Annotated in this window: 25 protein-coding genes; 8 read left to right on the top strand and 17 right to left on the bottom strand. The window is 67.0% G+C overall.

The genetic code is table 11. From position 1 onward, the window contains the following. The first annotated feature begins 59 nt into the window (after positions 1–59). From HUJ28_08625 to HUJ28_08610, 4 genes are all read left to right on the top strand, one after another. Entirely contained in the window at positions 60–1,256 is a 1,197-nt protein-coding gene (locus HUJ28_08625; GenBank protein MBD3619525.1) for a peptidoglycan DD-metalloendopeptidase family protein, read from the top strand. An 88-nt stretch (positions 1,257–1,344) separates the two neighbouring features. Continuing rightward, a complete protein-coding gene (locus tag HUJ28_08620) occupies positions 1,345–2,679 on the top strand; it encodes a S41 family peptidase (protein MBD3619524.1) in 1,335 nt (444 codons plus the stop codon). 2 nt (positions 2,680–2,681) lie between these two features. Further along, on the top strand, positions 2,682–3,488 hold the full coding sequence (locus tag HUJ28_08615; protein MBD3619523.1) for a divergent polysaccharide deacetylase family protein: 807 nt from the start codon (positions 2,682–2,684) through the stop codon (positions 3,486–3,488). Continuing rightward, entirely contained in the window at positions 3,443–3,997 is a 555-nt protein-coding gene (locus tag HUJ28_08610) for a DJ-1/PfpI family protein (protein MBD3619522.1), read from the top strand. The genes HUJ28_08615 and HUJ28_08610 overlap by 46 nt, the downstream gene beginning before the upstream one ends. A gap of 92 nt (positions 3,998–4,089) precedes the next feature. On the opposite strand, the gene HUJ28_08605 is transcribed toward HUJ28_08610, so the two are convergent. From HUJ28_08605 to HUJ28_08530, 16 genes are all read right to left on the bottom strand, one after another. Beyond that, positions 4,090–4,386 (bottom strand): hypothetical protein, encoded by a 297-nt coding sequence (locus HUJ28_08605; GenBank protein ID MBD3619521.1) that lies wholly within the window; start codon positions 4,384–4,386, stop codon positions 4,090–4,092. Positions 4,387–4,478: 92 nt separating this feature from the next. After that, positions 4,479–6,311 carry a glutamine--fructose-6-phosphate transaminase (isomerizing) gene (glmS, locus tag HUJ28_08600; protein ID MBD3619520.1) on the bottom strand — a complete coding sequence of 611 codons (1,833 nt, stop codon included), beginning with the start codon at positions 6,309–6,311 and terminating at the stop codon, positions 4,479–4,481. 2 nt (positions 6,312–6,313) lie between these two features. Further along, entirely contained in the window at positions 6,314–7,687 is a 1,374-nt protein-coding gene (gene glmU / locus HUJ28_08595) for a bifunctional UDP-N-acetylglucosamine diphosphorylase/glucosamine-1-phosphate N-acetyltransferase GlmU (protein ID MBD3619519.1), read from the bottom strand. Positions 7,688–7,828: 141 nt separating this feature from the next. Continuing rightward, positions 7,829–8,257, bottom strand: a complete 429-nt coding sequence (locus tag HUJ28_08590) for a F0F1 ATP synthase subunit epsilon (protein MBD3619518.1) — start codon at positions 8,255–8,257, stop codon at positions 7,829–7,831. A gap of 31 nt (positions 8,258–8,288) precedes the next feature. After that, entirely contained in the window at positions 8,289–9,677 is a 1,389-nt protein-coding gene (gene atpD / locus HUJ28_08585; GenBank protein ID MBD3619517.1) for a F0F1 ATP synthase subunit beta, read from the bottom strand. A gap of 43 nt (positions 9,678–9,720) precedes the next feature. Next, positions 9,721–10,581, bottom strand: a complete 861-nt coding sequence (gene atpG, locus HUJ28_08580) for a F0F1 ATP synthase subunit gamma (protein MBD3619516.1) — start codon at positions 10,579–10,581, stop codon at positions 9,721–9,723. Positions 10,582–10,649: 68 nt separating this feature from the next. Then, entirely contained in the window at positions 10,650–12,191 is a 1,542-nt protein-coding gene (atpA, locus tag HUJ28_08575) for a F0F1 ATP synthase subunit alpha (protein ID MBD3619515.1), read from the bottom strand. Between the two features lie 13 nt (positions 12,192–12,204). After that, positions 12,205–12,741 carry a F0F1 ATP synthase subunit delta gene (locus tag HUJ28_08570; GenBank protein ID MBD3619514.1) on the bottom strand — a complete coding sequence of 179 codons (537 nt, stop codon included), beginning with the start codon at positions 12,739–12,741 and terminating at the stop codon, positions 12,205–12,207. Between the two features lie 10 nt (positions 12,742–12,751). Further along, positions 12,752–13,222 (bottom strand): F0F1 ATP synthase subunit B, encoded by a 471-nt coding sequence (locus HUJ28_08565; GenBank protein MBD3619513.1) that lies wholly within the window; start codon positions 13,220–13,222, stop codon positions 12,752–12,754. 55 nt (positions 13,223–13,277) lie between these two features. Then, the gene (gene atpE, locus HUJ28_08560; GenBank protein ID MBD3619512.1) at positions 13,278–13,514 is read right to left on the bottom strand and encodes a F0F1 ATP synthase subunit C; all 237 of its coding nucleotides are present in this window, start codon (positions 13,512–13,514) and stop codon (positions 13,278–13,280) included. Between the two features lie 36 nt (positions 13,515–13,550). Continuing rightward, complete coding sequence (gene atpB, locus HUJ28_08555) at positions 13,551–14,423, bottom strand: F0F1 ATP synthase subunit A (protein MBD3619511.1); 873 nt, start codon at positions 14,421–14,423, stop codon at positions 13,551–13,553. Then, entirely contained in the window at positions 14,392–14,787 is a 396-nt protein-coding gene (locus HUJ28_08550; GenBank protein ID MBD3619510.1) for an ATP synthase subunit I, read from the bottom strand. The genes atpB and HUJ28_08550 overlap by 32 nt, the downstream gene beginning before the upstream one ends. Positions 14,788–14,933: 146 nt before the next feature. Continuing rightward, on the bottom strand, positions 14,934–15,803 hold the full coding sequence (locus HUJ28_08545) for a ParB/RepB/Spo0J family partition protein (GenBank protein MBD3619509.1): 870 nt from the start codon (positions 15,801–15,803) through the stop codon (positions 14,934–14,936). 34 nt (positions 15,804–15,837) lie between these two features. Then, positions 15,838–16,623, bottom strand: coding sequence for a ParA family protein (locus HUJ28_08540; GenBank protein MBD3619508.1), 786 nt, complete (start codon positions 16,621–16,623; stop codon positions 15,838–15,840). Next, positions 16,620–17,267 (bottom strand): 16S rRNA (guanine(527)-N(7))-methyltransferase RsmG, encoded by a 648-nt coding sequence (gene rsmG / locus HUJ28_08535; protein MBD3619507.1) that lies wholly within the window; start codon positions 17,265–17,267, stop codon positions 16,620–16,622. Before rsmG ends, HUJ28_08540 begins: the two co-directional genes overlap by 4 nt. An 18-nt stretch (positions 17,268–17,285) precedes the next feature. After that, positions 17,286–17,753, bottom strand: coding sequence for a DUF302 domain-containing protein (locus HUJ28_08530; GenBank protein ID MBD3619506.1), 468 nt, complete (start codon positions 17,751–17,753; stop codon positions 17,286–17,288). Positions 17,754–17,926: 173 nt separating this feature from the next. Between HUJ28_08530 and HUJ28_08525 the strand changes: the two genes are divergently transcribed. Beyond that, a complete protein-coding gene (locus HUJ28_08525; protein MBD3619505.1) occupies positions 17,927–18,682 on the top strand; it encodes a PAS domain-containing protein in 756 nt (251 codons plus the stop codon). A 5-nt stretch (positions 18,683–18,687) separates the two neighbouring features. Here the strand turns inward: HUJ28_08525 and mnmG are convergent, their stop codons facing one another. Beyond that, positions 18,688–20,574, bottom strand: a complete 1,887-nt coding sequence (gene mnmG, locus HUJ28_08520; protein MBD3619504.1) for a tRNA uridine-5-carboxymethylaminomethyl(34) synthesis enzyme MnmG — start codon at positions 20,572–20,574, stop codon at positions 18,688–18,690. A gap of 150 nt (positions 20,575–20,724) precedes the next feature. Between mnmG and HUJ28_08515 the strand changes: the two genes are divergently transcribed. Genes HUJ28_08515 through HUJ28_08505 form a run of 3 tightly spaced genes read left to right on the top strand, consistent with a single transcriptional unit; the run spans position 20,725 to position 25,792 of the window. Next, positions 20,725–21,327 carry a TetR family transcriptional regulator gene (locus HUJ28_08515; GenBank protein MBD3619503.1) on the top strand — a complete coding sequence of 201 codons (603 nt, stop codon included), beginning with the start codon at positions 20,725–20,727 and terminating at the stop codon, positions 21,325–21,327. Next, a complete protein-coding gene (locus tag HUJ28_08510; protein MBD3619502.1) occupies positions 21,324–22,694 on the top strand; it encodes an efflux transporter periplasmic adaptor subunit in 1,371 nt (456 codons plus the stop codon). Before HUJ28_08515 ends, HUJ28_08510 begins: the two co-directional genes overlap by 4 nt. Next, positions 22,691–25,792 (top strand): efflux RND transporter permease subunit, encoded by a 3,102-nt coding sequence (locus HUJ28_08505; GenBank protein MBD3619501.1) that lies wholly within the window; start codon positions 22,691–22,693, stop codon positions 25,790–25,792. The genes HUJ28_08510 and HUJ28_08505 overlap by 4 nt, the downstream gene beginning before the upstream one ends. Positions 25,793–25,810: the final 18 nt, after the last annotated feature.

Genomic DNA, 25,810 nt, shown 5'->3' with positions numbered 1-25,810 from the left:
GCGCAGAGACAAGGTGGCCGCTTCCCTGTCGGCGGTCCTGCGGGCAAAATGCCCTCGACATGATGCGCGACCTGCACGCCTTTTCCCACCTGATCCGACGGCTCCTGCCGCTGCTGGTCCTCTGCCTGCTGGCGGGCCCGGCGCTGGCCGACGACCAAGCCAGGGTGGCCAAGCGCCTGCAGGCACTGCAGGCCGAGATCGCCCGGGTACAGGAGCGGCTGCAGGCGGCGCGCGGCCGTCAGGGCCAGCTGGAACGCGAACTGCGCCGCCTCGAGCGTGAGATCGGCCAGAGCAACCGCGAACTGCGCGACATCGACGCACGCCTCGTCCGCAGCCAGCGGCGCCTGGATGCCCTGCGCGCCACCCGCCGGAGCCAGCTCGATGCCCTGGAAGAGCAACGCGTCCTGCTCGCGCAGCAGGTGCGCGCGGCCCATGCCGGCGGCCGCCAGGCCCAGGTCAAGCTGCTGCTCAACCAGCAGGATCCGGCGGCGGTCGGCCGCGTGCTCGCCTATTATCACTACCTGCAGACCGCCCGGCTCGAGCGCATCAACGCGGTGGAGGCCACGCTCACCGACCTGCGACGCACCGAGGCGGAGATCGGCAAGGAGACCCAGACCCTGGAGACGGCCCGCCAGGCACAGCAGGAACGCCAGCAGGCACTGCTGACCGGCAAGCGCGAACGCGGGCAGGTGCTCGCCAGCCTCGAGGCCGAGATCCGCGGCAGCGATGAGCGCCTGGCCGCGCTGCGCGAGGACGAGGAACAGCTCAAGGCGCTGCTGGCCAAGCTCGCCCGGGTCCTCGCCGACATCCCCAACGAGGACGGCCTGCGCCCCTTCCCGGCCCTCAAGGGACAGCTGCCCTGGCCCGCCGACGGCCAGCTGCAGGCGCGCTTCGGCGAGGCACGCGGACAATCCGGTACCGGGCTGCGCTGGCAGGGCGTACTCATCAATGCCCCGGAGGGTCGCCAGGTGCGGGCCATCTCCCACGGGCGCGTGGCCTTTGCCGACTGGATGCGCGGCTTCGGCCTGCTGATCATCGTCGACCACGGCCAGGGCTACATGAGCCTGTACGGCTACAACCAGAGTCTGTACGCCTCGGTCGGCGACTGGGTGGAGCCCGGCCAGGTCATCGGCGCGGCCGGCCGTAGCGGCGGGCACGAGACGGCCGGCGTGTATTTCGAGATCCGTCACCAGGGCAAACCGGTCAACCCCGCCCAGTGGTGCGGCCAGTCCGTCGCCAGCCGCTCGGCGAATTAATCCCGGGCGGCTTGGTCCAAAGCTCCGGGATGCTAAGATAGCCTCCATTAAGGAGTGCGACCCCGTCACGCAAGATCTGGAGAGATTGATGAAAGCCAAATACCGCCTCGGATTCGGCCTGCTCATGGGCCTGCTGCTCGGCCTGTCCCTGAGCATGACGCTCAGCGTGTTCGCCGAGCGCAACGCCGGCCCCGCCGCCGCCCAGGAGGCCCTGCCGCTGGAGGAGCTGCGCCGCCTCACCGAGGTCTACGGCCGCATCAAGCGTGACTACGTCGAGGACGTGGACGACAAGGAGCTGCTGGAGAACGCCATCCGCGGCATGCTCACCGGGCTGGACCCGCATTCCGACTACCTGGGCGAGGAGGAATTCAAGGAGCTGCAGATCGGCACCTCCGGCGAGTTCGGCGGCCTGGGTATCGAGGTCGGGATGGAAGACGGCTTCGTCAAGGTGATCGCGCCGATCGACGACACGCCCGCCCAGCGCGCCGGGGTGCGTGCCGGCGACCTCATCATTCGCCTGGACGACAAGCCGGTGAAGGGCCTGTCGCTCAACGAGGCCGTCAAGCTGATGCGCGGCAAGAAGGGCACTGACATCATCCTCACCATCGTGCGCGAGGGCGTGGACAAGCCGCTGGAGATCACCATCACCCGCGACATCATCCAGGTGAAGAGCGTGAAGAGCCACCTGCTCGAACCGGGCTACGGCTACCTGCGCATCACCAACTTCCAGTCGCGCACCACCCGCGACACCCTGGATGCCGTGCAACAGCTCAAGGCCGACAGCGATGGCCGCCTCAAGGGCCTCGTGATCGACCTGCGCAACAACCCGGGCGGTGTGCTCAACGGTGCCGTGGGCGTCTCCGATGCCTTCCTCGAGGCCGGCCTGATCGTCTACACCGAGGGCCGCATCGAGGACTCCAAGCTGCGCTACCAGGCGAGCCCCGGCGACGTGTCCGACGGCGCGCCCATCATCGTGCTGGTCAACGAGGGCTCGGCCTCGGCCTCCGAGATCGTGGCCGGCGCCCTGCAGGATCACGACCGTGCACTCATCATGGGCACCAAGACCTTCGGCAAGGGCTCGGTGCAGACCATCCTGCAGCTCACGCAGGACACCGCGCTCAAGCTCACCACGGCCCGTTATTACACGCCCAACGGCCGTTCCATCCAGGCCGACGGCATCAAGCCGGACATCGTGGTGGAACCCCTGCAGGTGGCCGAGGCCGATGGCGGCAGCAGCTTCCGCCCGCTGACCGAGGCGGACCTCTCCCGCCACCTGGAGAACGGCCAGATCCCCGGCGACGCGTCTGCCGATCAGGCGGGTGACGGCAAGTCCGGCGACCGTTCGCTGGCCCAGCGCGACTATCAGCTCTTCGAGGCACTCAACCTGCTCAAGGGCCTCAACATCGTGAACAAACGGGGCTAGACATGCACCGTCTGCGCTGGCTGATCCTGCTGTGTGCCGCCCTGCCCTGGGCGGCCGCATCGGCGGACCCGCCGCCCCATCAGCACCCGGTCATCGCCCTGATCCTCGATGACCTGGGCAACCAGCGCGAGGAGGGCCTGCGCAGCGTGGCGCTGCCCGGCCCGGTCACCTATGCCGTGCTGCCCGACACGCCCTGGGCAGTGCAGATCGCCAGCCTCGCCCACGCCCAGGGCAAGGAGGTCATGCTGCACCTGCCCATGCAGGCCGTGCATGACCGGCCGCTGGGTCCCGGCGGCGTCACCATGGAGATGAGCGAACAGGCGGTGAAGCGCGCCCTGGAGTCCAGCCTCGCCACCATCCCGCACGTGCGCGGCGTGAACAACCACATGGGCAGCCTGCTCACCCGGCATCCCGGTCACATGGACTGGCTCATGCAGGTACTGGCCGAGCACGGCGATCTGTACTTCGTCGACAGCCGCACCACGGCCGAGTCCGTGGCCCTGCGGGTGGCGATGGAGCGGCGCGTGCCCTCCGTGGACCGCGACGTCTTCCTCGACAGCGAACCGGGTGACCCCGACTACGTCAGCCGCCAGTTCGACCAGCTCATCGCCATCGCCCGACGTCACGGCATGGCGGTGGGCATCGGTCACCCCTATCCGGCCACGCTCGAGGTACTGGAGTCCCGTCTGGGCGAACTCCGGGCGCATGGCATCGAGCTGGTACCGGTCAGCGAACTACTCGACCTTCGGGAAAGGAGACAGGCATGGCAAGCGTCCTTGTCCCCCTCGCCGACGGCTGCGAAGAACTAGAAGCCGTCACCATCATCGACCTGCTGCGTCGTGCCGGTATCGAGGTGATCACGGCCGGCCTCAAACCGGGCCCCGTCAGGGCCTCGCGTGGCACCGTGCTGGTGCCGGACGTGGCACTCGACCAGGTGCTCGGGCGTGACTTCGACATGATCGTCCTGCCGGGCGGTCAGCCCGGCGCCGACCACCTGGAGGCCGATCCCCGTATCCGCGACCTCCTGCTGCGCCACGCCGACGCGGGCAGGTACATCGGCGCCATCTGTGCGGCGCCCAAGGTGCTGGCCAGCGCCGGGCTGCTCAAGGGGCGTCGCGCCACCAGCTTCCCCGGCGTGCTCGACAAACTGGCCCTGGCCGATACCGTGCTCACCACCAATACCGTCGAGACCGACGGGCGCATCGTCACCTCGCGTGGTCCGGGCACCGCCATGGACTTCGCGCTGGACCTGATCGCCAAGCTGGCGGGTCCGGAGCAACGCGCGGAGGTGGAAGGGCCGCTGCAGCGTCCATCCTGAGGACATTACGACAGGCACAAAAAAACCGGGCATCCTGTGCCCGGTTTTTTTGTGCGAACGGCCCGCCGTGAGGCAGGCCGGACAACGGTCGATCAGGCGATGCGCGACAGGATCGGACGCTGACCGGTCTGGACGGCGCGACGGATGAAGTCGGCGCGGCCCGGGTTACGGCCGTTCAGGTCGGCGGCACACTGGGACTCGCTCCAGGCGGCGGCCGAGAGCATGACCTCCAGCTCGCACAGGTCCACGCGCGGGGTGGTCAGGTCCTCGTTCGTGGGGTTCAGCTTGCGGCCGAAGTCCCAGAACATGCGGGCATTCCACATCATGTTCTGCACGCGGGGGTGGTTGTAGAGCTCGACGCAACGGGCGTTCAGTTCAGTCTTTTCCATCTCGTGATTCCTCAAGACACCAGATTTTTCGCGCGCCAAAGGTACACGAGTCGGGACGGGCGCACAACAAAGCCCGAGGACCATACTCGGATTTACTCCACCGTCACCGACTTGGCGAGGTTGCGCGGCTGGTCCACGTCGGTGCCCTTCATCACCGCCGTGTGATAGGCCAGCAGCTGCAGGGGCACGGTGTAGAGGATGGGGGCGGTGGCCTCCTCGACCGGCACGACGTCCAACACCTCGATGCCATTGCCGCTGGCGAAACCGGCACGCCGGTCGGCGAAGACCAGCAGCTCGCCGCCGCGCGCCCGCACCTCCTCGAGGTTGGACTTGAGCTTTTCCAGGAGCTCGCCCGAGGGCGCCACGGCAATCACCGGCATCTCCTCGTCGACCAGGGCCAGCGGTCCGTGCTTGAGCTCGCCGGCAGGGTAGGCCTCGGCATGGATGTAACTGATTTCCTTGAGCTTCAATGCGCCTTCCAGCGCCACCGGATACTGCGTGCCCCGCCCCAGGAACAGCGCGTTCTGGCGCTGGGCGAAGTGGCGTGCGAAGGCCTCGATGGCCGGATCCAGTGCCAGCACCTCCTCGACACGCCCCGGCAACGCCTGCAGCTCGCGCAGCAGCCGCGCCTCTTCCGTGGCCTCCAGGCGGTGACGGCGCCCGACGACCATCACCAGCAGCAGCAGTGCCACGAGCTGGGTGGTGAAGGCCTTTGTCGAGGCCACGCCGATCTCGGGGCCGGCGTGGGTCATCAGGGCCAGGTCGGACTCGCGTACCAGCGAACTCTCGGCCACGTTGCATACGGCGATGCTGCCGAGATAGCCTTGCGTGCGGGCATCCAGCAGGGCGGCCAGCGTGTCGGCGGTCTCGCCGGACTGGGAGATGGTGACGAACAGCGTGCCGGGCTGCACCACGTGCGGCCGGTAGCGGAATTCGCTGGCCACCTCGACCTGGCAGGGGACACCGGCAATGCCCTCGAACCAGTACTTGGCCACGAGCCCCGCGTGATGGCTGGTCCCGCAGGCGATGATCTGCACGTTGCGCACGGCATCGAGCAGCGTCGCGGCCTGCGGGCCGAGGATCGCGTCCGGGACATGATCGCCGATGATCCGGCCTTCCAGGGTATCGGCGATGGCACGCGGCTGCTCGAAGATCTCCTTGAGCATGTAGTGGCGGTAGGGCCCGCGATCGGCCGCCTGCACGCTCAGCTGTGACTCCTTCACCGGCCGCTCGACGGCGGCGAGGTCGCGGTCGTGCACGGCCAGCGTGTCGCGGCGCAGGTCGACGAGGTCGCCGTTTTCCAGGTAGATGAAGCGTTGCGTGACGGGCAGCAGGGCCTGGACGTCGGAGGCGATGAAGTGCTCGCCGATACCCAGCCCCACGACCAGCGGGCTGCCCTGGCGCGCTGCCACCAGGCGCTCCGGCTCGTCCAGGCTGATCACGCCCAGGGCGTAGGCCCCCCGGAGATCGGCGGTGGCATGGGCCACGGCCGCCAGCAGGTCCTGGCCCTGGTCGAGGTAATGTGCCACCTGGTGGGCGATCACCTCGGTATCGGTATCCGAGGTGAAGCGGTAGCCCTGTGCAAGCTGTTTCTCGCGCAGTTCGGCGTGGTTTTCGATGATGCCGTTGTGCACCACGGCGACACGGCCATTGCAGATATGCGGATGGGCATTCTTCTCGCTGGGCACGCCATGTGTCGCCCAGCGGGTATGGGCCACGCCGATGTGTCCGGGCAGCGGCTGCGCCTCCAGGGCCTGGGCGAGTTCGGCCACCTTGCCGACGCGACGGTGGCGGGCGAAGCTCCCCTCTGCCCCGATGACGGCCAGGCCGGCCGAGTCATAGCCGCGGTATTCCAGGCGCCGTAGCCCCTCGAGCAGGATGGGGGCCACATCGCGCTGGGCGATGGCGCCGACGATGCCGCACATGGCTAGCGGGTCTCCTTTTTCTCTGGCCGCTGCCAGCCCTTCAGGGTGAGCTGCTTCGAACGGCTCAGGGTCAGCTCGGCCTCGGGGGCGTTCTTCGTGATCGTGGAGCCGGCACCGATGGTGGCCCCGCGCCCGACGGTCACCGGGGCGACCAGCTGGGTGTCGGAGCCGATGAAGGCGTCGTCGCCGATCACGGTGCGGTGCTTGTTGGCCCCGTCGTAGTTGCAGGTGATGGTGCCGGCACCGATGTTCACGCGCGCCCCCACGCTACTGTCGCCCACGTAGCTCAGGTGATTGATCTTGCTGCCCTCGCCGACCTCGGATTTCTTGATCTCGACGAAATTGCCGACATGGGCGCGGGCCGCCAGGCGTGTCTCCGGGCGGATGCGTGCAAACGGCCCGATGCGACAGTCGGGGCCGATCTCTGCCCGGTCGATGACGCTGTGCGCATCGATGCGCGTACCGGCCTCCACCACGCAGTCGCGCAGCACGCAGCCGGGCCCGACGCTGACACCATCGCCCAATACCACGACCCCCTCGAACAGCACGTTGGGCTCGATGGTCACGTCCCGGCCCACCTCGACACGGCCGCGGATATCGAGACGTGCCGGATCGATCACGGTGGCCCCGGCCAGCATGAGCTCATGGGCGAGCTGCTGCTGCCAGGCACGCTCCAGGCGCGCGAGCTGCGCCTTGTCGTTCACCCCCATCACCTCGATGGGGTGATGGCAGGTGATGGCCTGCACGCTCCCGCCCTCGCTCACGGCCAGGGCGATACAGTCGGTCAGGTAATACTCGCCCTGGGCATTGTTCGCATCCACCGCCGCCAGCCAGCGACGCAGGTCGCCGGCCCGGGCGGCGAGTATGCCCGTGTTCACCTCGTGGATGCGTCGCTCGATGGGCGAGGCGTCCTTTTCCTCGACGATGCGCTGCACCGCGCCGGCATCGTCACGCAGTATGCGTCCATAACCCGTGGGGTCGTCGAGGCTTACCGTGAGCAGCGCCAGCGCATGTCCCTCTAGCATCTCGATCAGGCGTTCCAGCGTCTTCGGTGCGGTCAGCGGCACGTCACCATAGAGCACCAGTACCACGGCCTCGTCCGAAATGTCGGGCAGTGCCTGGGCCACGGCATGCCCTGTGCCGAGCTGCTCGGACTGCAGTGCCCAGCGCAAGGCCGGCGTATCCGCGAACTGCGCACGCACCCGGTCCCCGCCATGGCCGTAGACCACATGGATGGCGGCCGGGTCGAGCGCCTGAGCACGGCCGATCACATGCTCGAGCAGGGGACGGCCGGCCAGCGGCTGCAGAACCTTGGGGAGGTTCGAGCGCATGCGGGTGCCCTGACCGGCGGCGAGGATGACGACTGCGAGATTCATGCTGGGTGGTGTGTTGGCTGTACCTGGCACATTATCAACGGTCCCTGTGGCACCGTCCATGGCCTGGTGCACGGACTGGAAAAAGAAAAGGCAGCCGAAGCTGCCTTTTTCTCTAGCCTGATGCCACGAAACACAGCGGCCTTACTGACCGCCCTGCTTGCGGATCTTCTGGATCGTGCGCAGCTGGGCAACCGCCTCGGCGAGTTCTGTCTGGGCCTTGGCATAGTCGAAGTCGGCCTTCTTGTCGGCCAGCGCCTCCTCGGCCTGCTTCTTCGCCTCCAGGGCCGCGGCTTCGTCCAGGTCCTTGGCGCGCACGGCGGTGTCGGCCAGGACCGTCACCACGTGCGGCTGCACCTCGAGAATGCCACCGGAGACAAAATACATCTCCTGCTCTGACTGACCTTCCCGCTTCACACGGACTTCGCCAGGCTTCAGACGCGTGACGAGCTGGGTGTGGCGCGGGAAGATCCCGAGCTCACCCATCTCACCCGGGGCGTAGAGCTCTTCGACAGTACCGGAGAAGATCGACTCCTCAGCGCTGACAATGTCTACGTGCATGGTCATAGCCATATTCTAGCCTCTGTTCGGTTTAGCCTCGGAATCAGGCCTTGGCCTTCATCTTCTCGGCCTTCTCGACCGCTTCCTCGATCGGACCGACCATGTAGAAGGCCTGCTCCGGCAGGTGGTCGTACTCACCGTCCAGGATGGCCTTGAAGCCGCGGATGGTGTCCTTCAGGCCAACGTACTTGCCCGGGGCGCCGGTGAAGACTTCCGCCACGAAGAACGGCTGCGACAGGTAGCGCTGGATCTTGCGGGCACGGGCCACAGTCAGCTTGTCTTCCTCGGACAGTTCATCCATACCGAGAATGGCGATGATGTCCTTCAGCTCCTTGTAGCGCTGCAGGGTACCCTGCACGCCACGGGCCACTTCGTAGTGCTCGTTACCGATGATCTGCGGATCGAGCTGACGCGAGGTGGAATCCAGCGGGTCCACCGCCGGGTAGATACCCAGCTCGGCGATGTTACGCGAGAGCACCAGGGTCGCGTCCAGATGCGCGAAGGTGGTGGCCGGGGAGGGGTCGGTCAAGTCATCCGCCGGCACGTAAACGGCCTGGAAGGAGGTGATCGAACCGGTCTTGGTGGAGGTGATGCGTTCCTGCAGAACGCCCATTTCCTCCGCCAGGGTCGGCTGGTAACCCACCGCGGACGGCATACGGCCCAGCAGCGCGGACACCTCGGTACCGGCCAGGGTGTAACGGTAGATGTTGTCGATGAACATCAGCACGTCGCGGCCTTCCTCACGGAAGTACTCGGCCATGGTCAGACCGGAGAGCGCCACGCGCAGGCGGTTGCCCGGCGGCTCGTTCATCTGGCCGTACACCATGGCCACCTTGTCGAGAACGCCGGCTTCCTTCATTTCGTAGTAGAAGTCGTTACCTTCACGGGTACGCTCACCGACGCCCGCGAACACGGAAAGACCTTCCTGCTGCACGGCGATGTTGTTGATGAGTTCCATCAGGGTAACGGTCTTGCCCACGCCCGCGCCGCCGAACAGGCCGACCTTGCCGCCCTTGGCGATCGGCATGACGAGGTCGATGACCTTGACGCCGGTTTCGAGGATCTCGACGCTGGCGGCCTGGTCTTCATAGGCCGGCGGCTTGCGGTGAATCGGCCAGGTCTCCTTGGTGTCGACCGGACCGGCTTCGTCCACCGGGTTACCGAGCACGTCCATGATGCGACCCAGGGTGCCGTTACCGACCGGCACGCTGATCGGGGCGCCGGTGTTGGACACCTTCAGACCACGCTTCAGGCCGTCGGAAGCGCCCATGGCGATGGTGCGCACGATCCCGTCGCCCAGCTGCTGCTGGACTTCCAGGGTAAGGCCCATCTCGTCGACTTTCAGTGCGTCGTAGACCTTGGGCACGGAATCCCGCGGGAATTCCACGTCTACCACCGCGCCGATGATTTCTACGATGTTTCCAGAACTCATGGTCTGATCCTCTTAACTCAATTCGAATTCAGTACCGACCGCGTTACACCGCAGCGGCGCCGCTCACGATCTCGGAAATTTCTTGGGTAATTGCCGCCTGGCGTGCCTTGTTGTACACCAGCTTAAGATCGCCAATGAGCTCGCCCGCGTTGTCGGTGGCAGATTTCATAGCAATCATTCGCGCCGCCATTTCACAGGCAACGTTTTCGACCACGGACTGATACACCTGCGATTCCACGTAGCGCATCAGCAGTCCGTCGAGGACATCCTGCGCATCGGGTTCGTAGATGTAATCCCAGTGGTGCTTGAGCTCTTCCTCACCGGAGGCGGCGATCGGCAGCAGGGTGCTGACGCGCGGCTTCTGGGTCATGGTGTTGACGAACTCGTTTTCCACCAGGAACAGACGGTCGATGCGGCCTTCGGTGTAGCCATCCAGCATGACCTTCACCGTGCCGATCAGATCGGACAGGTGCGGACGGTCACCCAGGTGGGTCACCTGGCCAAGGACGTTGCCGCCCATGCGCTTGAAGAACTGGCTGGCTTTCTGACCGATCAGGACGAGGTCGATTTCGACACCCTTCTGCTGCCATTCCTTCATCGCCAGCACGGCCTGCTTGAACAGGTTGATGTTCAGGCCGCCGCAAAGACCACGGTCCGAGGACACGATGATGAAACCGACGCGCTTGGCTTCGCGCTCGATCAGGAACGGATGCTTGTACTCGGGATGCGCCATGGCCAGGTGGCCAATCACGTTGCGCATCTTTTCCGCGTACGGCTTGGTCGCGGCCATCCGGTCCTGTGCTCTGCGCATCTTGGACGCGGCGACCATCTCCATCGCCTTGGTGATCTTCTGAGTATTCTGGATACTCTTGATCTGGGTGCGGATTTCTTTTGCGCCTGCCATATCAGTAAAGCCTCAAACGTTGCGGCCGCGAACAGGGCCCGGAAGCTTCCCGGGCCCGCGGATTTCAGTTACCAGACGTGATTGGCCTTGAAGTCTTCCAGCGCCTTGCGCATGGAAGCGGCAATCTCGTCGTTGAAGTCCGCCGTCGCGTTGATCTTTTCAACCAGCTCTTTCTGATTGCTGTTGATGTAGCTGTGCAGCGCGGCCTCGAAATCCACCACCTTGCTGACTTCCACGTCGTCGAGGAAACCTTCGTTGGCGGCAAACAGGGAGAAGCCCATTTCCGCGGTGGACAGCGGAGCGTACTGCTTCTGCTTCATCAGCTCGGTGACGCGCTGACCGCGTTCCAGCTGCTTGCGGGTGGCTTCATCGAGGTCGGAGGCGAACTGGGCGAAGGCCGCGAGTTCGCGGTACTGCGCCAGGGCCAGGCGCACACCGCCGCCGAGCTTCTTGATGATCTTGGTCTGGGCCGCGCCACCGACTCGGGACACCGACAGACCGGCGTTGATGGCCGGACGGATACCCGCGTTGAACAGGTCGGACTCGAGGAAGATCTGGCCGTCGGTGATCGAGATCACGTTGGTCGGCACGAACGCGGACACGTCGCCGGCCTGGGTCTCGATGATCGGCAGTGCGGTCAGGGAACCGGTCTTGCCTTTCACTTCACCGTTGGTGAACTTCTCGACGTAGTCCTCGTTGACGCGCGCGGCGCGCTCGAGCAGACGGGAGTGCAGGTAGAACACGTCACCCGGGTAGGCTTCGCGGCCCGGCGGACGACGCAGCAGCAGGGAGACCTGACGATAGGCCCAGGCCTGCTTGGTCAGATCGTCATACACGATCAGGGCGTCCATCCCGCGGTCGCGGAAGTACTCGCCCATGGCGCAGCCGGCGTAGGGGGCCAGGAACTGCATCGCGGCGGAATCGGAGGCGTTGGCGGCAACCACGGTGGTGTATTCCAGCGCACCGTGCTCTTCGAGCTTGCGCACCACGCTGGCAACAGAAGAAGCCTTCTGGCCGACAGCGACGTAGATGCAGTAAACGTCCTTGCCCTTCTGGTTCAGGATCGCGTCGACGGCAACGGCGGTCTTGCCGGTCTGGCGGTCGCCGATGATCAGCTCACGCTGGCCGCGACCGACCGGGACCATGGCGTCGATGGCCTTGATACCGGACTGCACCGGCTGGTCGACCGACTTACGCTCGATAACGCCGGGGGCGATCTTCTCGATCGGCGAGGTGCCGTCGGATTCGATCGGGCCCTTGCCGTCGATCGGGGTACCCAGGGCGTCGACGACGCGACCCAGCATGCCCTTGCCGACCGGCCCTTCGAGGATGCGGCCGGTGCACTTGACCTTGGCCCCTTCGGAGATGGTCTTGTAATCGCCCAGCACAACCGCGCCGACGGAATCACGCTCGAGGTTGAGCGCCATGCCGTAGACGTTGTTTTCGAACTCGAGCATTTCCCCGTACATCGCATCGGCCAGGCCGTGGATGCGGACGACACCGTCAGCCACGCTGACGACGGTGCCTTCACTGCGGGCCTCGGCGATCGACTCGAAGCTTTCGATACGCTTCTTGATCAGATCGCTGATTTCAGACGGATTGAGTTGCATAGTCTGTATCCTCTTAGCGGCTCAGGGCGCCGGTCAGCTTTGCCAGTCGGCCCCGAATCGAACCATCAATCACCAAATCACCTGCGCGGACAATCGCGCCGCCGATGAGCGAGTCATCGATGCGCGTCGTGAGCTTGACCTCACGTCCCAGGCGACCCTTGAGCGCTTCAGCAATTTTCGCCAGCTGCGCGTCGCTTACATCCTGAGCCGAGATCACTTCGGCATCGACCGACCCTTCGGCCTCGGCGCGCATGACTTCGTACAGCGCGGCGATTTCCGGAAGAACGGTGAGACGCCCGTTTTCGGCCAGCAGCTTGACCAGGTTCTTGGCCTGGTCGTCGATGTGGTCACCACACACGCTGATCATGAGATCGGCGCGTTGGCTACGGGTCAGCGCGGGGCTGTCCAGAACGGCACGCATCTGCGGATCATTGGCGACAGCTGCCATAAAGATCAGCTGATCACTCCAGACCTGCATCGCGCCCTTTTCCTTCGCGACCTCGAAGGCAGCGCGCGCATACGGCCGCGCGGCGGTGGTGATTTCAGACATCGTGAGCTACCTAGATTTGTGCGACGAGCTCGTCCAGCACCTGGCTGTGAGCCTTTGCGTCGATTTCTTTCTTCAGCACCTTCTCGGCGCCAGCAAGAGCGATCGAGGAAACCTGTCCGCGCAGATGTTCCTTCGCACGGTTGACCTCCTGATCGATCTCGGCCCTGGCCGCCTCCTTGATGCGCTCACCTTCGGTACGCGCGGCGGACTTGGCCTCCTCGACGATTTCATTCGCACGCTTCTGCGCCTGCGAAATGATCTCGGCGGCCTGCTGTTTGGCCTCGTGAAGCTGCTCGGTGGCGCGTTTCTTGGCGAGCTCCTGCTCGTGCTTGCCCTTTTCTGCAGCAGCAAGTCCGTCAGCGATCTTCGCCTTACGCTCGTTGAGCGCGTTGATGAGCGGCGGCCACACAAACTTCATGACGAACCAAACGAACACCGCGAAGGTGATCATCTGGCCGATCAGTGTAGCGTTGAAATTCATGCCGGTACCTCGTGGTTTTGGCTGTTAAAGCGATGAACCTTTTCGCTCAGGCTTCTTAACCACCAGCAACGGCGAACAGCACGTACAGGGCGATACCGACGGCGATCATCGGCACGGCGTCGACCAGACCCATGACGATGAAGAACTGGGTACGCAGCATCGGGATCAGTTCCGGCTGGCGGGCGGCGCCTTCCAGGAAACGACCACCCAGAATACCGATACCAACCGCGGCACCCAGGGCGCCCAGACCCATCATCAGACCACCAGCAATAAAGAGCAGAGCCATTTCCATGAGGTATTCCCCCTAAGTCTTAAGGTTAAAAATGAATTAGTGATGTTCCTGGTGAGCCATGTCCAGATACACGATGGTCAGCGTCATGAAGATGAACGCCTGCAAGGTGATGATCAGGATGTGGAAGATGGCCCAGCCAAGCTGCAGGAAGCCGCCGAAGATGCCCAGTGCCCAGCCGGCGCTGTACATGATGGCGATCAGGATGAAGATGACCTCACCCGCATACATGTTGCCGAAGAGTCGCAGCGCGAGCGACACCGGCTTGGAGATCAGGGACACGCCCTCGAGCAGCAGGTTCACGGGCATGCCGAGCTTGCCGAAGGGCTGAAAGGCGAGTTCGCCGAAGAAACCACCCGGACCCTTGATCTTGATGCTGTAGTAGAGCATCAGGATGAACACGCCCAGGGCGAGGCCGAAGGTGATGTTCGGGTCGGTGGAGGGCACCACCTTGAAGTAGACGTAGTGCGGATCGACCCCCAGCACGTATTCGCCGAACAGCTGCGCCAACCAGGGCAGCAGGTCCACGGCGATGAGGTCCATGAAGTTCATGAGGAAGACCCAGACGAAGATGGTGAGCGCCAGCGGCGCGACCATGTCGTTCTTGGCGCTGAAGGAGCCGCGCACGGTGGAATCGATGAATTCGACGATCCACTCGACGAAGTTCTGCAGGCCGCTCGGGGTATCGGCGGAGGCCTTCTTGGCGGCCTTGCGGAACAGCCAGATGAAGAACACGCCCAGGGCGATGGACCAGAACATGCTGTCGACATTGATGGCCCAGAAGCCCATCTCGGCGGCTTCCGCCCCATCGTGGGCAAAGCCCCAGCTGCCATCGGCGCGCTGACCAAAGGTGAGGTTGGTCAGGTGGTGAGTAATGTAGCTACCAGAGGTAAGGGTCCCGTCGCTTGCCATTATTCTGTCTCTGCCTTGATTCTATAAACCAGTCGAGCACCTGAGCCAGCTGGATGCCGATGAAACCCAGCAACAACGGCAGCGGCTCAAGCCCCAGAATTCCGAGTCCGGTCGCGAACAGCGCGAGCGTGGTGAAGAATCGCTCAGCGGCCGCGCGATACAGGATGCGCATGTTCTTGCCTGCGTCGATGCCGGCGGTGCGCACGGCGCGACGGTGGTGCCAGTGCAGGAGCAGCGTGTTGATGATCACGATGCTGCCACCGAACAACACGCCAATGGCCGCGGCATCCCCCTTGAGGAGGTAGGCCCCGGCCGCGCCCAGCAGGGCCAGCACGGCCTGGACGATCAGCAGGCGCTTGCGCATTGGTACGGTGTCACTGTCTCACGATCCGGCGCGGCTCGACCCGTCTGCTACCCCCCGGGGCCCGGCGGACGGGGTGCGGCGCTGGAGCGCGAAGTATAGAGAAGCCCTAATACACGGTCAACCGAGCGGTTCGTGACCGTTTCGTGTCACTTGATGTGTTCGAGGATGCCGTCGAGCTCGTCCAGCGAGTTGTAGGTGATGACCAGCTTGCCCTTGCCTCGCTGGTTGTAGTCGATGCTCACCCGTGCCCCCAGACGCTCGCCGAGGTCGGACTCCAGGCGGCGCACGTCCGGGTTCTTGGCCTGGCCGGGCTTCGCGGCCCCGCCCTCGGCGGCCTCGGCCTGCAGCTTCTTCACCAGGCGCTCGGTCTCGCGCACCGACAGTCCGCGGGCCACGACCTTGCGGGCGGCCTCGCCCTGGCGGGCACCGGCCAGCGCCAGCAGGGCGCGCGCATGGCCCATCTCGAGCTGACCCTCGTCGAGGAAGGCCTTCACCTCCTCGGTGAGTTCCAGCAGGCGCAGCAGGTTGGTAACGGAGGTGCGCGAGCGGCCCACCGACTCGGCCGTCTGCTGGTGGGTGAGGCCGAATTCCTCGATCAGGCGCTGCAGGGCGTTGGCCTCTTCCAGCGGGTTGAGGTCCTCGCGCTGGATGTTTTCGATCAGCGACATGGCCGCGGCGGCCTGGTCCGGGATGTCGCGCACCACCGCCGGCACCTCGTGCAGGCCGGCCAGCTGCGAGGCGCGCCAGCGTCGTTCGCCGGCGATCAGCTCGTAGCCTCCGTCCACCGGGCGCACCACCACTGGCTGCACCACGCCCTGGGCGCGGATGGAGTCGGCCAGCTCCTGCAGGGCCTCGGGCCGGATGTGGATACGGGGCTGGTACTTGCCGCGGCGGATCTTCTCCACCGGGATGTGCCGGAGATTGGCCGCCTCTTCTTCAGGGCTGGCCGGCTGCGCCGCAGAGGCGCTCAACAGCTCGGTAAGTCCGCGTCCGAGTCCCGGTTTCTTGCGTGCCATGGTGTCGCTTTCGCTAGTGGGCGCCGCCGGCCGGTCAGCCGGCCGCCGCCGCGAGGTTGGATTCACGTCGGAGGATTTCGCCGGCCAGCGCCAGGTAGGCCAGCGCGCCGCGCGAGGCCTTATCATACAGCAAAACCGGCAGGCCATGACTGGGGGCCTCGGCCAGGCGGATGTTGCGCGGGATGATGGTGCGATAGACGCGGTCGCCGAAGTGCTCGGTGAGCTGGCTGGAGACGTCATTGGCCAGGTTGTTACGCGGGTCGTACATGGTGCGCAGCAGACCCTCGATCTGCAGCTCGGGGTTCACGCTGGAGCGGATCTGTTCGATGGTGCTCATGAGCGCGGACAGCCCCTCCAGGGCATAGTACTCGCACTGCATCGGGATGAGCACGCCGTGCGCCGCCACCAGGGCGTTGACCGTGAGCATGTTCAGCGACGGCGGGCAGTCGACCAGCACGTAGTCGTAGCGGTCGGTCACGGCGGTCAGCGCGTCACGCAGGCGGAATTCACGGCGGTCGGCACCGGTGAGCTGCACCTCGGCGGCGGTGAGTTCGCCGTTGGCCGGCAGGATGTCGTAGCCCGCCTCGGGCAGGCGGCGTATGGCCTTGGCCGCGGGCATGCCGTCCAGCAGGACCTCGCAGCTGGTCTCTTCCAGGTCGTGCTTGTCCAGGCCACTGCCCATGGTGGCATTGCCCTGGGGGTCGAGATCGACCAGCAGGACGCGGCGCTTGGTCGCGGCCAGCGAGGCGGCGAGATTCACGCTGGTGGTCGTCTTGCCGACGCCGCCCTTCTGGTTGGTGATGGCGATGATCTTGCTCATGAACGGCTCGCTTCCTTGGTGATCTCGACGAGATGGCGCTCGGCATCCAGCCCGGGAACGACCAGACGATGCACGGCTGCCACCGCAAACCCGGCCGGCAGGGCGTGGATCTCGTCCTCGGGATAGCGCCCCTTCATGGCCAGCAGCCGCCCCCCCTGGCGGCACAGCGGCCCGGCCAGCGTCACGAAGTCGGCGATGGCGGCAAAGGCGCGGCTGATGACTGTATCAAAGCCTTCCTCCGGGCGGTAGTTTTCCACCCGCTCGTGCACCACCTCGACATTCGATAACCCGAGGTCGATCACGGCCTGACGCATGAAGCGTGCCTTCTTGCCGTTGCTGTCGAGCAGGGTGTAGCGCCGCTCGGGCGAGACGATGGCCAGCGGGATCCCGGGCAAGCCGGCGCCGGCACCCACGTCGACGATGCGCACGCCGTGCAGATGCGGCGCCACCGCCAGACTGTCCAGCAGGTGGTGGCTCAGCATCTCGCGCGGCGTGCGCACGGCGGTGAGGTTGAAGACCTTGTTCCACTTGTCGAGCAGGGCCAGGTAGTCCAGCAGCAGGTGCAGTGCGCCGGTCTCGAGTTCGAGGCCCAGGGCCTCGACCCCCGTGGCCAGCGGTCGGGTCAGTTCATGGAAGTCGGTCATTCACGGTTCCGGATCGTGTCAGTCGGGTGCGACCGCCTGGTCGGTCAGGCCGCGCAGGGCGCCGCGCATCTTCGCCACGATCTCGTCCCGGTCGGTGATGCCGTGGCGGGCGGCAACATAGCCCGGGTCATTGTACGCCAGCCAGACCTGACCGTCGGCATCCTCCCAGGCCAGGGCCTTCATCGGCAGGTCGATACCCGCCGTCTGCCGGCTGGTGAAGAAATGGGTACCCAGGGCCGGGTTGCCGAACAGCAACAGCTCCGTGGGACGCAGCTCCATGCCGGCGCGACGTGCACCCGCGTCGTGGCTCCAGCGGGTGACAATGGTGATGCCCTTGGCCTTGAGCGCCGCCTCCAGGCGATCGAGCGTCTCGCCCACGCCATGCGGGCTCGGCCTGGCGATCAGGCCGTCGACCTCCTGGGCCGACCCCGCCAGAACCGCCGTGGGCAGCAGGAATATCAGGGTAATCAACAGGCTGCGTATCATGTCGCTATCCTCCTCGGACGATCGGGCGCGGCGCGCCCGTACCGGGTAGAGGCCCGGGGCGCCGCCCGCATTCCTTTATCAATCCCGGGATTGCCGACCCCGGGCCCATGCTCTAGGCTAGTCGCCAGCCCGCGCGACGGGAAGGCGAAACCGGTGGAGGACGGTCGGTGACCATGACAGCACCAGAGGCAGAAGCGAGCCTGCTGCTCGACGTGGCCTTCACCGTACACAACGTCGCCATCGCCTACATGGACTGCGACTTCAACTTCCTGCGCGTGAACGCCCGTTACGCCACCGTGGACCGCCGCAGCCCCGACTTCTTCCCCGGACGCAATCACTTCGACCTCTATCCCGATGCGCGCAACCAGCGCATCTTCCGTCAGGTGGTCGAGAGCGGCGAGCCCTACCACGGCTTCGCCCGGCCCTTCGAATATGCCCACGCCCCGGAGCGCGGCACCACGCACTGGGACTGGAGCCTGTTGCCGATCAAACACCCCGATGGCCGCGTCGGCGGGGTGGTGCTCGTGCTCATGGACGTCACCGACCGTATCGAGGCCCTGGAACGCATCCAGGAGAGCGATGACCGCTTCCGGGGGCTGTTCGAGCACAGCAGCGACGCGCTGCTGCTGGTGGACGCGGCCTCGCTGGCGATCATCGAGGCCAACCCCGGGGCACGGCAGTACCTGGGCTACGGGCCGGGGGAATGGACGGCCATGATGCTGGCGGATCTGTTCGTCGAGAGCGGTGATGTCGCGCCCGGCACCCGGCTGGGCCTGCTGGCCGAAAGCGGCGGCACGGCGGCCGAGCGCTTGCGCCACCGCGACGGCCGGGTGCTGCGCACCCGCCTGCGGGTGATGGCCCTGCCGGCGGGCGACCGCATGCAGTGGTGTCTTTTCCTGGGCCAGACCGGCCCGACAGCGGGGGAATGAAAGGCTCAGGCCGCCGAGGCGCGGCCGCGCTTCTTCAGGTGCACCAACAACAGCGAGACGGCCGCCGGTGTCACGCCGGGGATGCGCGCCGCCTGCCCGAGGGTGGCCGGGCGCTGGGTGGCGAGCTTCTGGCGCACCTCCGATGACAATCCGCTGACCTCGGCATAATCCAGGTCCTCCGGCAGGCGGGTATCCTCGTGGCGCCGGGTGCGGGCGATCTCCTCCTGCTGGCGGGCGATATAGCCCGCGTACTTGGCCTGGATCTCCACCTGCTCGGCCACCGCCGGATCGGTCACGCCGGGCCCTGCCTCCGGCAGGGTGACGAGGGCCTCATAGCTCACCCCCGGGCGACGCAGCAGTTCTTCCAGCGGATATTCGCGCGCCAGCGGCCCGCCGAACACGCGTGCCGCATCCGCCTCGGCCACCGCCGCCGGCTTCATGATCGTCGACCGCAGGCGCGCGGCCTCGCGCTCGATCGCCTCGCGCTTCTGCTCGAACGCCTGCCAGCGGGTGTCGTCCACCAGTCCCAGCTCGCGCCCGATGCCGGTCAGGCGCAGGTCGGCGTTGTCCTCGCGCAGGATCAGGCGGTGCTCGGCGCGCGAGGTGAACATGCGGTAGGGCTCCTGCGTGCCGCAGGTGATGAGGTCGTCGATGAGCACGCCGATATAGGCCTCGGAACGCTTCGGGCTCCAGGCCGCCTGGCCGGCGGCCAGCCGCGCGGCGTTCAGCCCCGCGATCAGGCCCTGGGCGGCGGCCTCCTCGTAGCCGGTGGTGCCGTTGATCTGGCCGGCGAAGAACAGGCCCGGCACGAAGCGGGTCTCCAGCGAGGGCCTGAGGTCGCGCGGGTCGAAGAAGTCGTACTCGATGGCATAGCCCGGGCGCGTGATGTGCGCGCGCTCGAAGCCCTCGATCGAGTGCACGAGGTCGAGCTGTACGTCGAAGGGCAGGCTGGTGGAGATGCCGTTGGGGTAGACCTCGTGGGTGTCCAGCCCCTCGGGCTCGATGAAGATCTGGTGCCGCTCGCGCTCGGCGAAGCGCACCACCTTGTCCTCGATGGACGGGCAGTAGCGCGGGCCGACGCCCTCGATCACCCCCGAATACATGGGCGAACGGTCGAGCCCGCCCTCGATGATCGCGTGGGTGCGCGGGTTGGTATAGGTGATGTGGCAGGCCACCTGCGGCGGGTGGTCCTCGCGCCGGCCGAGGAAGGAGAACACGGGCGTGGGTTCATCGCCCGGCTGGGCCTGCAGGCGGCTGTAGTCGATGCTCCGCCCGTCGATGCGTGGCGGCGTGCCGGTCTTGAGCCGCTCCACCCGGAACGGCAGCTCGCGCAGGCGCCTGGCCAGGGCGATGGAGGGCGGATCGCCCGCGCGCCCGCCGGCATGGTTCTCCAGCCCGATGTGGATCTTGCCGCCGAGGAAGGTACCCACGGTGAGCACCACGGCGCGGGCGTGGAAGTCCACGCCCATGTTCGTGCGCACCCCGGCCACGGCCTCGCCCTCGAGGATCAGGTCGTCCACCGCCTGCTGGAACAGGGTCAGGTTCGGCTGGTTCTCCACCATGGCGCGGATCGCCGCCTTGTAACGCACGCGGTCGGCCTGCGCACGGGTGGCGCGCACCGCCGGCCCCTTGCTGGCGTTGAGGATGCGGAACTGGATGCCGCCCAGGTCCGCCGCCCGGGCCATGGCCCCGCCCAGCGCGTCGATCTCCTTGACCAGGTGCCCCTTGCCGATGCCGCCGATGGCCGGGTTGCAGCTCATCTGGCCGACGGTCTCGATGTTGTGCGTGAGCAGGAGCGTGCGCGCACCCAGCCGCGCGGCGGCCAGGGCCGCCTCGGTGCCGGCGTGGCCGCCACCGACCACGATCACGTCAAAGTCTTCGGGATAGCGCATGGATTGCTCGAAACCTGGGTGTTTTCTCACTGAATCGCTAATTTTACGCCCCATAGGACCCCGGCGGCCAGCATAGGTTCGACGATGGGGATTGCATTGCCGGCAACAGCGTCTACACTGTGTGAGTGACCACTCACTTACAAGACCGCCATGACCGAGCCCACCCGCCACCGTCCCGCCGATGAACGCCGTAGCGAGGCGGTGGAGACCGTCATCGAGCTCTGTGCCGAACAGGAACCGGCCGCCATCACCACCGGGGCCATCGCGCAGCGTATGAAGCTCTCCCAGGCCGCACTGTTCCGCCATTTTCCGACCAAGCAGGCGGTCTGGCAGGCCGTGGCCGGCTGGGTGGCGGAACAGCTGATCTCGCGGGTGGCGGCGGTCGCCGAGGGACAGACCAGCCCGCTGGCCGGGCTGGAGGCCATGTTCCTCGCCCACGTGGCCTTCATCGCCGAGCACCCGGGGGTGCCACGCGTCATGCTGGGTGAGCTGCAAAAGCCCGCACAGGGTCCCGCACGGCGGGTCATCGCCCAGGCCCTCGCGACGTACCGCGCCCGCATCGAGACCCTGTTGCGGGACGGGCAGGCCTGCGGCGAGCTGCGTGCCGACCTCGACGTGTCCGGGGCGGCCGTCCTCTTCGCCGGTGCGATCCAGGGGCTGGTCGTGCAGGCGCTGGTCTCGGGTAACATGGCCCATGCACGGGCGCATGCCCCCGGGGTATTCGCCCTCTATCGCCGGGGGATCGCGGCATGAGCCGGCCGGCGGGCACCCGGCGGCTGTGGCCCGTCGCCCTGGCACTGGTCGGCGGGCTCCTGTTTCTGCTCCTGATGCTGGCCCTGCGCCAGGGCCCGCCGCAGGATGCCACGGCCGAGACCCTGCAGGCGGTGCGCGTGCTGGAGGTGAGGCCCCTGCCCATTACCGTGGAGGCGCGCGGCTTCGGCAGCGTGGCGGCTGCCCGCCGCTGGCAGGCCGTGGCCAACGTGGCCGGCCGCGTCACCTTCCGCCACCCGCGCCTGCTGAACGGCCACATCCTGCCGGCCGGCACCCGGCTGCTGGAGATCGACCCCAGCCGTTACGAGCTGGCAGTGGCCGCGGCACGGGCCGACCTCGCCGCCCTGGACACGGAACTCGCCCAGCTGGAGCAGGAGCAGCAGAACACCCGCGACCTGCTGGCACTGGAACGCCGGCGCCTGACGCTGTCCGACCGCGAACTGGCCCGCGCCCAGCGGCTGGCCGAGCAGGGGGTGCTCGCCGCCAACCTGCTGGACGAACAGCAGCGCGCCAACCTGCAGCAACGCCAGGCCGTGCAGGGCCTGGAAAACGCCCTGCGACTGATGCCGAGCCGTCTGGAGCACCTCGCCGCCCGCCGCGATCGGGCGGCGACGGCCCTGGCACAGGCCGAACGCGACCTGGCCGATACCCGCTTCGACGCCCCCTACGACCTGCGCGTGGGCGCCGTGGACGTGGAACTGCACCAGCACGTCAGTCCGGGGCAGACCCTGTTTGTCGGTGACGGCATCGAACGCGCCGAGGCCCTGGTACAGGTCCCGCTGCCCGCCCTGCGCCAACTGCTCGCGCAGGTGCCAAGGAGCGGACCGTCCGCTGCCGACGACTGGCCGGACATCGGGGCACAGGTGAACCTGGATGCCCTTACGGCCCGCCTGGCACTCGCCGGCAGCCCGGACGTGCACTGGCCTGCCCGTGTCCTGCGCATGGCCAATGGCATCGACCCGGACACCCGCACGGTGCAGGTGGTGCTGGGCGTGGACGAGCCCTATCGCCGGGCGCAGCCGCCACAGCGCCCGCCGCTGGTGCGCGGCATGTACGTGGAGGCCGTGCTCTCGGCCCCGGCGCCGGTGCCCCTGCTGGTCATTCCCCGCTCGGCCCTGCATGCGGGAGAGGTCTATCTCGCCGACCCGGCGGATCGCCTGCAACGGCGTGCGGTCGAGGTCGCCTACACCCAGCGCGACCTGGCCGTGATCCGCGCGGGGCTCGATCCCGGTGACCGTGTGATCCTCGACGATCTCAGCCCGGCGATCGAGGGCACGAAGCTCGCTGTGACCGTGGATACGGCGGCGGCCGGACGCCTGGCCGCCGCCGCCCTGGGAGACGCGCCGTGATCCGCTGGTTCGCCGGGCACCCGACGGCGGCCAACCTGCTGCTGATCCTGCTGCTCGCCATGGGGGTGTTCGCCGCCCCCCAGCTCAAGCGCGAGACCTTCCCGGACTACCTGCCCACCGAGGTCGGCATCACCGTGGAGTACCGTGGCGCCACGGCCGCCGACGTGGAGGAGGCCATCTGCCTGCGCCTGATCGATGCCCTGCAGGGGGTGGACTATCTCGAGGAGCTGCAGTGTCACGCCGAGGACAACCTCGCCAGCGCGGTGGCACGCATGGATCCGCGCGGCGAGATCGGCCGTTTCATCGACGACATCGGCACGGAGGTGGACGCCATCACGGACCTGCCGTCACGCGCCGAGACGCCCGTGGTGCGCGAGCTGCACCGCAGCGATCTGGTGGCCGCCGTGGCCCTGCGCGGCGACATGGCCTTCGCCGATCTCGAGACCTATGCCGACGGCCTCGGCGACCGGCTGCGCCGCCTGCCCGGGGTGACCGACGTGTCGATCCGAGGGCTCTCGCAGCGGCAGTGGGTGGTGACGCTGTCGCGCGAGGTGCTGCGCCAGCACGGCCTCACGGTGCGCGACATCGGTCGCCTCATCAGCAGCCAGAGCGTCGACCTCCCGCTCGGCACGCTGGAGACGCCGGATCAGGACGTGCAGCTGCGCTTCGTCGACCAGCGTCGCAGTATCCAGGCGCTGGCCGACCTGGTGGTACTCGCCGGCCCGGCCGGCGGCGAGCTGCGGCTGGGCGACATCGCCACCCTTACCGAGGACTGGGAGCGGGCGGAGGACCAGGTCTGGTTTGACGGCGAACGGGCGCTGGTGCTGGAGGTGTACAAGGGCCGCCAGGCCGACGCGCTGGACGTGATGGCGGCCCTGCATCGCCAGGTCGAACAGGAGCGCCGTCGGCACCCCGCGGGCCTGCGGCTCGACGTCACCCAGGACATGACCTCCATCGTGCGCGACCGGCTGCAGATGCTGGTGGTCAACGGCATCCAGGGTCTGCTGCTGGTGGGGCTGGTGATGAGCCTGTTCTTCCGCCCCCGCCTCGCGCTCTGGGCCCTGCTCGGCCTGCCGGTGGCCTTTGCCGGGGCCTTCGTCGTGATGGCCCTGTTCGGCCTGTCGCTCAACATGATCACCCTGGTCGCCCTGCTCATGACCATCGGCATCGTCATGGACGACTCGGTGGTCATCACCGACAACATCGCCCGCCATGCCGCACGCGGCGGCACGCCACTGGCCGCGGCCGCCGCGGGGGCGGGCGAGGTGCTGCCCGGGGTATTGTCCTCCTTCCTCACCACCGCCGCCGTGTTCCTGCCGCTGTCCTTTCTGGCCGGCGAGCTGGGGGCCGTGCTGGAGGTGCTGCCGGTGGCGCTGATCGCGGCCCTGGCCGCGAGCCTCGTCGAGGCCTTCTGGATCCTGCCGCATCACCTCAAGGGGGGGCTTGCCGGTCTCTCCACCACCCCGGATCAGCGGTGGCGGCAACGCGTCGAGACGGGTTTCACGGCCCTGCAGGACGCCCTGGGACGACTGGCCGACGCCGCCGTCCACCGGCGTTACGTCGTGCTTGCCGGCATGCTCCTCGTACTGCTCGGTTCGGCCGGCTATTTTGCCGGCGGCCACGTGAAGATGGAGGCCATGCCGGCCATCGACGGCGACGTGCTGGAGGCGCGCATCCTCCTGCCGCAGGGCACCCCGCTGGCCCGTACCGAGGCGGTGGTGGGGCAGGTGGTGGCGGCCATGCAGGCGCTGGACGCGCAACTCGGCCCGGAACAACCCGGCGGCGGCCCCCTGGTACGCTCCATCCAGGTGCGCTACGGACTGAATGCGAGTGCCCAGGAGAGCGGGGCGCAGGTGGCCACCGTGATGGTCGACCTGCTCACCGCCGAACGCCGACGCATCGACCTGGATGAACTCACCCGGCGCTGGCACGAGGCCATCGGCCCGGTGCCGGGCCTGCTCAGCCTCGTCATCCAGGAGCCGGGCTTCGGCCCGGCGGGCATTCCGCTCGAGATCCGCCTCCAGGGTGACGACCTTGTGACGCTCAAGGCCGCGGCCAGCTCGCTGGCCGAGCAGCTCGGACAGTACAGCGGTGTCTTCAACGTGCTCGACGACCTGCGCCCGGGCAAGCCGCAACGCCAGCTCGCCCTGGCCGATGGGGCGCTGGCCATGGGATTCACCGCCGCCGACATCGCCGACCAGCTGCGCGCGGGCGTGCTCGGCGACATCGTCGACGAGCTGCAGATCGGCCCCCAGCGCGTGGAGGTCCTGGTGCGTCAGGGCGAGGCCGAGCGCGGCAGCCTGCAGTTTCTGGATTCGGCCGTGGTGCGCGGGCCGCAGGGCGCGGCGGTGCCCCTCACCGAGGTCGTCAGCGTCACGGAGACCCGTGGCTGGGGACGTATCACCCGTATCGACGGGGTGCGGACCGTGACGGTGACGGCCGATGTCGACGGTCGCATCACCAATGCCGATGCCATCGTGCGCGACCTGCAGGCCCGCGTGCTCCCTGCGCTCGCCGCCAGCCATCCGGGCGTAGCTTATGACATCGAGGGCCAGGCGGCGCGCTCGCAGGAGACGGGGCGATCCATCGCCCGCGGCCTGCTCATCGGCCTGCTCGGCATCTTCCTGATCCTGTCCTTTCAGTTCCGCAGCTACCTGGAGCCCGTCATCGTCATGCTCACCATTCCGCTGGCCTTCATGGGCGCGGTGTGGGGGCATGTCATCATGGGCTACAACCTCTCCATGCCCTCGCTGGTCGGTGCCGCGTCGCTCGCCGGCATCGTGGTGAACAACGCCATCCTGCTGGTACAGTTCATCAACGCCCACCGTGGAGCCGGCCTCTCCGCCGCTGCCGCCGCCGGACAGGCCAGCCGCGACCGCTTCCGTGCCATCTTCATCACCAGTACCACCACCATCGCAGGCCTGCTGCCCCTGCTGGCCGAGACCAGCACCCAGGCAGTGGCCATTATCCCACTGGTCATCTCGGTGGTGTTCGGCCTGCTCGTCTCGACCGTGTTGATCCTGATACTGCTTCCCGCGCTCTACGTCATCCTGGATGACTGGGGTATGGTGCGAGTCGAAGCGGGCGCACAGAGATAGATAAATACGTCATAATCA

The sequence above is a fragment of the Chromatiales bacterium genome (genome assembly GCA_014762505.1).
Classification (GTDB): Bacteria; Pseudomonadota; Gammaproteobacteria; order SpSt-1174; family SpSt-1174; genus SpSt-1174.
Note: the sequence above shows the minus strand (reverse complement) of the source record. Positions and strands in the feature narration are given on the sequence as shown.

Bases quoted from the DNA above. Each gene is read 5' to 3' on its own strand.
- atpE (MBD3619512.1), bottom strand. From the start codon at position 13,514: ATGGAAATGGCTCTGCTCTTTATTGCTGGTGGTCTGATGATGGGTCTG.
- atpD (MBD3619517.1), bottom strand. From the start codon at position 9,677: ATGAGTTCTGGAAACATCGTAGAAATCATCGGCGCGGTGGTAGACGTG.
- HUJ28_08545 (MBD3619509.1), bottom strand. From the start codon at position 15,803: ATGGCACGCAAGAAACCGGGACTCGGACGCGGACTTACCGAGCTGTTG.
- atpB (MBD3619511.1), bottom strand. From the start codon at position 14,423: ATGGCAAGCGACGGGACCCTTACCTCTGGTAGCTACATTACTCACCAC.
- rsmG (MBD3619507.1), bottom strand. From the start codon at position 17,267: ATGACCGACTTCCATGAACTGACCCGACCGCTGGCCACGGGGGTCGAG.
- glmU (MBD3619519.1), bottom strand. From the start codon at position 7,687: ATGAATCTCGCAGTCGTCATCCTCGCCGCCGGTCAGGGCACCCGCATG.
- HUJ28_08540 (MBD3619508.1), bottom strand. From the start codon at position 16,623: ATGAGCAAGATCATCGCCATCACCAACCAGAAGGGCGGCGTCGGCAAG.
- HUJ28_08620 (MBD3619524.1), top strand. From the start codon at position 1,345: ATGAAAGCCAAATACCGCCTCGGATTCGGCCTGCTCATGGGCCTGCTG.
- HUJ28_08605 (MBD3619521.1), bottom strand. From the start codon at position 4,386: ATGGAAAAGACTGAACTGAACGCCCGTTGCGTCGAGCTCTACAACCAC.
- HUJ28_08610 (MBD3619522.1), top strand. From the start codon at position 3,443: ATGGCAAGCGTCCTTGTCCCCCTCGCCGACGGCTGCGAAGAACTAGAA.
- atpA (MBD3619515.1), bottom strand. From the start codon at position 12,191: ATGCAACTCAATCCGTCTGAAATCAGCGATCTGATCAAGAAGCGTATC.
- HUJ28_08615 (MBD3619523.1), top strand. From the start codon at position 2,682: ATGCACCGTCTGCGCTGGCTGATCCTGCTGTGTGCCGCCCTGCCCTGG.
- HUJ28_08590 (MBD3619518.1), bottom strand. From the start codon at position 8,257: ATGGCTATGACCATGCACGTAGACATTGTCAGCGCTGAGGAGTCGATC.
- atpG (MBD3619516.1), bottom strand. From the start codon at position 10,581: ATGGCAGGCGCAAAAGAAATCCGCACCCAGATCAAGAGTATCCAGAAT.
- HUJ28_08510 (MBD3619502.1), top strand. From the start codon at position 21,324: ATGAGCCGGCCGGCGGGCACCCGGCGGCTGTGGCCCGTCGCCCTGGCA.
- HUJ28_08550 (MBD3619510.1), bottom strand. From the start codon at position 14,787: ATGCGCAAGCGCCTGCTGATCGTCCAGGCCGTGCTGGCCCTGCTGGGC.
- HUJ28_08515 (MBD3619503.1), top strand. From the start codon at position 20,725: ATGACCGAGCCCACCCGCCACCGTCCCGCCGATGAACGCCGTAGCGAG.
- HUJ28_08625 (MBD3619525.1), top strand. From the start codon at position 60: ATGATGCGCGACCTGCACGCCTTTTCCCACCTGATCCGACGGCTCCTG.
- HUJ28_08570 (MBD3619514.1), bottom strand. From the start codon at position 12,741: ATGTCTGAAATCACCACCGCCGCGCGGCCGTATGCGCGCGCTGCCTTC.
- HUJ28_08565 (MBD3619513.1), bottom strand. From the start codon at position 13,222: ATGAATTTCAACGCTACACTGATCGGCCAGATGATCACCTTCGCGGTG.
- HUJ28_08530 (MBD3619506.1), bottom strand. From the start codon at position 17,753: ATGATACGCAGCCTGTTGATTACCCTGATATTCCTGCTGCCCACGGCG.
- glmS (MBD3619520.1), bottom strand. From the start codon at position 6,311: ATGTGCGGCATCGTCGGCGCCATCGCCCAGCGCGATGTGGCCCCCATC.
- mnmG (MBD3619504.1), bottom strand. From the start codon at position 20,574: ATGCGCTATCCCGAAGACTTTGACGTGATCGTGGTCGGTGGCGGCCAC.
- HUJ28_08525 (MBD3619505.1), top strand. From the start codon at position 17,927: ATGACAGCACCAGAGGCAGAAGCGAGCCTGCTGCTCGACGTGGCCTTC.